This window comes from Deinococcus rhizophilus, assembly GCF_030271215.1.
Lineage (GTDB): Bacteria > Deinococcota > Deinococci > Deinococcales > Deinococcaceae > Deinococcus > Deinococcus rhizophilus.
In genome coordinates this window covers 1-4,372 of the sequence record NZ_JASNGB010000218.1, presented here as the reverse complement: position 1 = coordinate 4,372, position 4,372 = coordinate 1, and the positions used below count along the sequence as shown (strand labels likewise).

Below are 4,372 nucleotides of genomic sequence, written 5' to 3'. Positions count from 1 at the left end.
GCAGCAGGTTCCCGCCCGCCAGCGCCCCCGCTCCCAGGGCGTCCGGGCGACGGCTCGCGGCGAGGAGCAGCAGACCCCAGGCCAGCACCAGCCCGCCGCCCACGCGGGCCAGCCACAGCGGGGAGACGGTCAGCAGCGCGGCGACCTCCGGCGGAAGGAAATACAGAAACAGGCCCACCGGCACGAACACCAGCGAGGTCAGCCACAGCGCAGCACGCAACACGTCCCGCAGTATGAGGCAGAGGCCAGCGGGGGCGGCCGGGACGCGGGGCGGGTGGCGGCGGCCCGCGGGCGGCTGATAGCGTCGCAGGCATGCCCGTGATCGCCGTGGACAAACCGCTCGGCCTGACCTCCCACGACGTGGTCGGCCGCGCTCGCCGCGCCCGGAGCACCCGGCGGGTGGGCCACACCGGGACGCTCGACCCGCTGGCGACCGGCGTGCTGGTGCTGTGCGTGGACGACTCCACCAAGCTGGTGCAGTTCATGGAGAGTGATTCCAAGGACTACCTCGCCTGGATCAGCCTGGGGGCGGGGACGCCGACCCTGGACGCCGAGGGACCGCTCGGGGAGGTCGTGGAGATCACTCCGCCCGACGGGGCCCGCGTGCGCGAGGTGCTGACCGGATTCCTGGGGCCGCAGCTTCAGGTGCCGCCGCAATACTCCGCCATTCAGGTGGGCGGCGTGCGGGCCTACGCGGTGGCGCGGGCCGGGGGCGAACTGGAGCTGAAGGCGCGTCCGGTGGAGATTCAGGCGCTGGAGTTGCTCGGAATCTCTCCCTCCGTGAACGACACCCCCCGGACCTTCTCGCGTGGCGTGGAGGGATGGACCCCCGACCCGGCAGGCCGGACCTTCACGCTCCCGCCCGCGCTGGGCGACTTTCCCACCCTGCTGGTCCGCGCCCGGGTGGGCAGCGGCACCTACCTGCGCTCGCTGGCGCGGGACGTGGGGGCGGCGCTGGGGGTGCCCGCCCACCTCGCCGGGCTGGTCAGGACGCGGGTGGGCCGCTACGACCTCGCGGAGGCGGTGGACCTGGACGGGCTGGCCGACGCGGAAGGTTTGTCCGACCTCGCCGTGCTGGACTTCCCCCGGATCGAGGCCGACGAGCGCCTCGCCCGCGAGCTGCGGCAGGGCAAGCGCCCGGCGCACCCCGCACCGGGGCGGCACGTCGTCACCCTGGGGGGGGCACTGGTGGCCGTGGTGGACGGCGACGGCGAGCAGTTGCGGGTGGTGCGGGCGTGGGCATGAGGGGTTAGCAGTCGGCCAACCACGCCAGAGCAGCGTTGAGCACAGGGTCCTGCGGCGTTTGAAACTCGTCCCACTCGGTCAGAATCACTACGTCCGGTTGAATGGGGCCGCTGTAGACCCGCCCGGTGCGGTCGGCGTCTCGGGCGGTGGTCAGGAGCAGGGCCGCGCCGTCGGGGAGTTCGTACAGGCTGTTGGAGGTGGTCAGGCCGCGCGTGGCCTCCCCGAACAGGCGTGTACCGCTGCGCCCCACGAACGAGAGGGTCACAATCTCGCCGCTGCTCGCCGTGAGGGGCGACGTCAAGACCGCGACCGGCGCATGGTCCGGCAGGGTGTCCGGCGCGGGACCCCCCACACGCCGCATCACCTTCTCGCCCAGCAGGGCCGCGCCCCTCTCATAGCGCCAGGCCCACCGCTCCTCCGCTCCCACAAAGGCCCCAAGTTCTCCCTCGCCCGCGAGTGGTCCGATTCCGGCCAGCATGGGCCACATGTTGCCCCCGAGATTGCGCCGCAGGTCCACCACCCAGCAGGCCGCTCCCTGCGCGGCGAGGTCCCGCAGCAGCGCACGCACCCACTCCTCGTAGGGGGTGCCGTCTGCCAGCAGGCCGCTCAGATCACAGTCGGGCAGGGTCACTACGCCCACGCCCGGCGCGGCCAGGTGACCCTGTGGTTCTGGAGGCACGACGGGCACCTCTGCCCGCGTAAGCGTCAGGACGCGCCTCTCACCAGCCCGCTCGACCTCCAGGGTGACCACGGAGTCGGGCGGGAGGCCGTCATTGACCGCGCCACCCACCGACTTCCCCTGCACACGCCGCACCCGGTCGCCGGGCCGAACGTCCGCCAGGGCTGCCGGGCTTCCCGGAAAGACGAAGGCCACGGTCCCGCGCGTGTAGTACACCCCCAGCAGCCCCCGGTGGGTGGTGCCCGCGTCGGGCAGGCGCAGATGGCTGTGATGGTCGTTCAGGGCGCTCAGCGCGTGCCGCAGGGCCGGGTAGGTGTCGGCAGGCGTCTGTGCCGACGCAGCCAGGTCACGGCACTCTGCCCTCACCCGCGTCCAATCCACCCCCGACGCGTTGAATGCTTCCTGCTCAATGAGGTCCAGGGCCTCTTCCAGATAGGTGACGGGGTCAACTGGCATAGCCCGGCGCCCCCTCCACCCACACCGCCCCCACCCCCTCCAAGGCTCCCGCCAGCGCGGTCAGCCGCTCGTCGGCCAGCGCGGGGGCGATGAACTGGACGCCGACGGGCAGGCGCACGCCGTCCACCGTCTCGAACCCGGCGGGGACGCTCAGGGCGGGCAGACCGGCGAGGTTGACCGCCACCGTGTCCACGTCGGCGGCATACATGCTGAGGGCATCCTGGGTCTTCTCGCCCAGCCGGAAGGCCGGAAAAGGGCTGGTCGGTGAGACGAGCAGGTCGAAGTCGCCGAACGCCCGCGCGAAGTCGTCGGCGATCAGGCGGCGCACGCGCATCGCCTTGCTGTAGTGGGCGTCGTAGTAGCCGCTCGACAGGGCGTAGGTGCCGATCAATATGCGCCGCTTGACCTCGTCCCCGAAGCCGCGCTCGCGGGTCGCCGTCATGCTGCCGGTCACGTCCCCGGCTGGGACGCGCTCGCCGTAGACCATGCCGTCGTAGCGGGCGAGGTTGCTGCTCGCCTCCGGCATGGCGATCAGGTAATAGGTGGCGATGGCGTGCCGAAGGTGGGGCAGGCCGACCTCACGGACCTCCGCCCCGGCCCCGCGCAGGGCGCCCAGCATGGCGTCCAGCGCCGCCTCCACCCCCGGCGTATTGCCCTCCAGACTCTCGCGGATCACGCCGACCCGCAGGCCGCGCAACTCGTCCGGGGTGCCCACGCGGAAGGCGGGGGGCGCGTCCAGGCTGGTCGCGTCGCGGGGGTCGTGCCCAGCCAGGACGTTCATCAGAAGCGCGAGGTCAGCCGCCGACCGCGCGAAGGGGCCGATCTGGTCGAGGCTGCTCGCGTAGGCCACCAGCCCGGAGCGGCTGACCCGCCCGTAGGTGGGCTTGAGACCATACACGCCCGTCAGCGCGGCGGGCTGCCGCACCGAGCCGCCCGTGTCGCTCCCCAGGCTGACCGGAACCAGCCCCGCTGCCACCGCCGCTGCGCTCCCGCCGCTGCTGCCGCCGGGCACCCTTTCCGGGTCCCAGGGGTTGAGGGTCGGGCCATAGGCACTCGTCTCGGTGCTCGACCCCATCGCGAACTCGTCCATGTTCGCCTTGCCGACGATCACGGCCCCCGCCGCCGTCAGCCGCTCCACGACCGCCGCGTCGTAGGGCGAGACGTAGTTTGCCAGGATGCGGCTGCCGCAGGTCGTCGGCGTGCCCCGCGCGTTGATGTTGTCCTTGAGGACCAGCGGCACGCCCGCGAGCGGCAGGGTCTCCCCAGCTGCCAGCCGCTCCGCTACCCGCGCCGCCGCCTGATCTGCCCCCGCGTTCAGGCTGACGACCGCGTTGAGAGCGCGGGCCGCTTCGGTCCGGGCGCGGGCCTCCGCCAGCAGGGCCTGCGGGGTCACGTCCCCGGACTGGACGGCGCGGGCGAGGTCGGTGGCCGGGGAGAGGTGGGCGGACATGGGACAGAAGCTATCAGCCGCGCAGCAGCCCCGCGAACTCGGCGCCCTCCAGCGGCGGCAACTCGTCCAGCCCGGTCAGGCCGAAGTCCATCAGGAAACGCTCGGTGGTGCCGTACAGCAGGGGCTGACCCACCGCGTCCGAGCGGCCCACCACCTTGACAAGTTCGCGCTCCTGGAGGGTCACGACGGTGCCCGCGCTGGCACCCCGCATCGCCTCGATCTCGGCGCGGGTGACCGGCTGGCGGTAGGCGATGATCGCCAGGACCTCCAGCGCGGCAGCACTCAGCGCAGGCAGCGGCGGCGGGGCCAGCAGCGGCGCGAGGTGCGCGGACAGGGCCGGGGGGACGACCAGGCGGTGCCCGCCCGCGACCGCCTCGACCTCGAATCCCAGGCCCGAGTCGCGCAGCCGGGTGGCGAAGGCGTCCAGCGTCCGGGCGGCGGCTTCCTCGGGCAGACCCAGCAACTCGGCCACCTCGCGGCGGGTCACCGGGCGCCCGGCGGCGAGGAGGGCCGCACCGACGAGTTGTTCGGGGGTGGGCGTC

At 73.1% G+C, this 4,372-nt stretch carries 4 protein-coding genes and 1 pseudogene; 1 reads left to right on the top strand and 4 read right to left on the bottom strand.

The window, feature by feature from the left end; translation table 11 throughout:
* Window positions 1–223 (bottom strand): annotated as a pseudogene (locus QOL99_RS15355) (hypothetical protein); the annotation flags it as partial.
* Between the two features lie 89 nt (window positions 224–312).
* Between QOL99_RS15355 and truB the strand changes: the two are divergent.
* Complete coding sequence (gene truB / locus QOL99_RS15350; RefSeq protein ID WP_285525105.1) at window positions 313–1,245, top strand: tRNA pseudouridine(55) synthase TruB; 933 nt, start codon at window positions 313–315, stop codon at window positions 1,243–1,245.
* 4 nt (window positions 1,246–1,249) lie between these two features.
* Here the strand turns inward: truB and QOL99_RS15345 are convergent, their stop codons facing one another.
* The 3 genes from QOL99_RS15345 to scpB all read right to left on the bottom strand — a co-directional run.
* Complete coding sequence (locus tag QOL99_RS15345) at window positions 1,250–2,380, bottom strand: S41 family peptidase (RefSeq protein WP_285525103.1); 1,131 nt, start codon at window positions 2,378–2,380, stop codon at window positions 1,250–1,252.
* Window positions 2,370–3,830: an Asp-tRNA(Asn)/Glu-tRNA(Gln) amidotransferase subunit GatA gene (gene gatA / locus QOL99_RS15340; RefSeq protein ID WP_285525101.1), complete on the bottom strand. Its 1,461-nt coding sequence runs from the start codon at window positions 3,828–3,830 to the stop codon at window positions 2,370–2,372. Before gatA ends, QOL99_RS15345 begins: the two co-directional genes overlap by 11 nt.
* A gap of 13 nt (window positions 3,831–3,843) precedes the next feature.
* A partial coding sequence (gene scpB, locus QOL99_RS15335; RefSeq protein ID WP_285525099.1) for an SMC-Scp complex subunit ScpB occupies window positions 3,844–4,372 on the bottom strand: 529 nt, incomplete at its 5' end.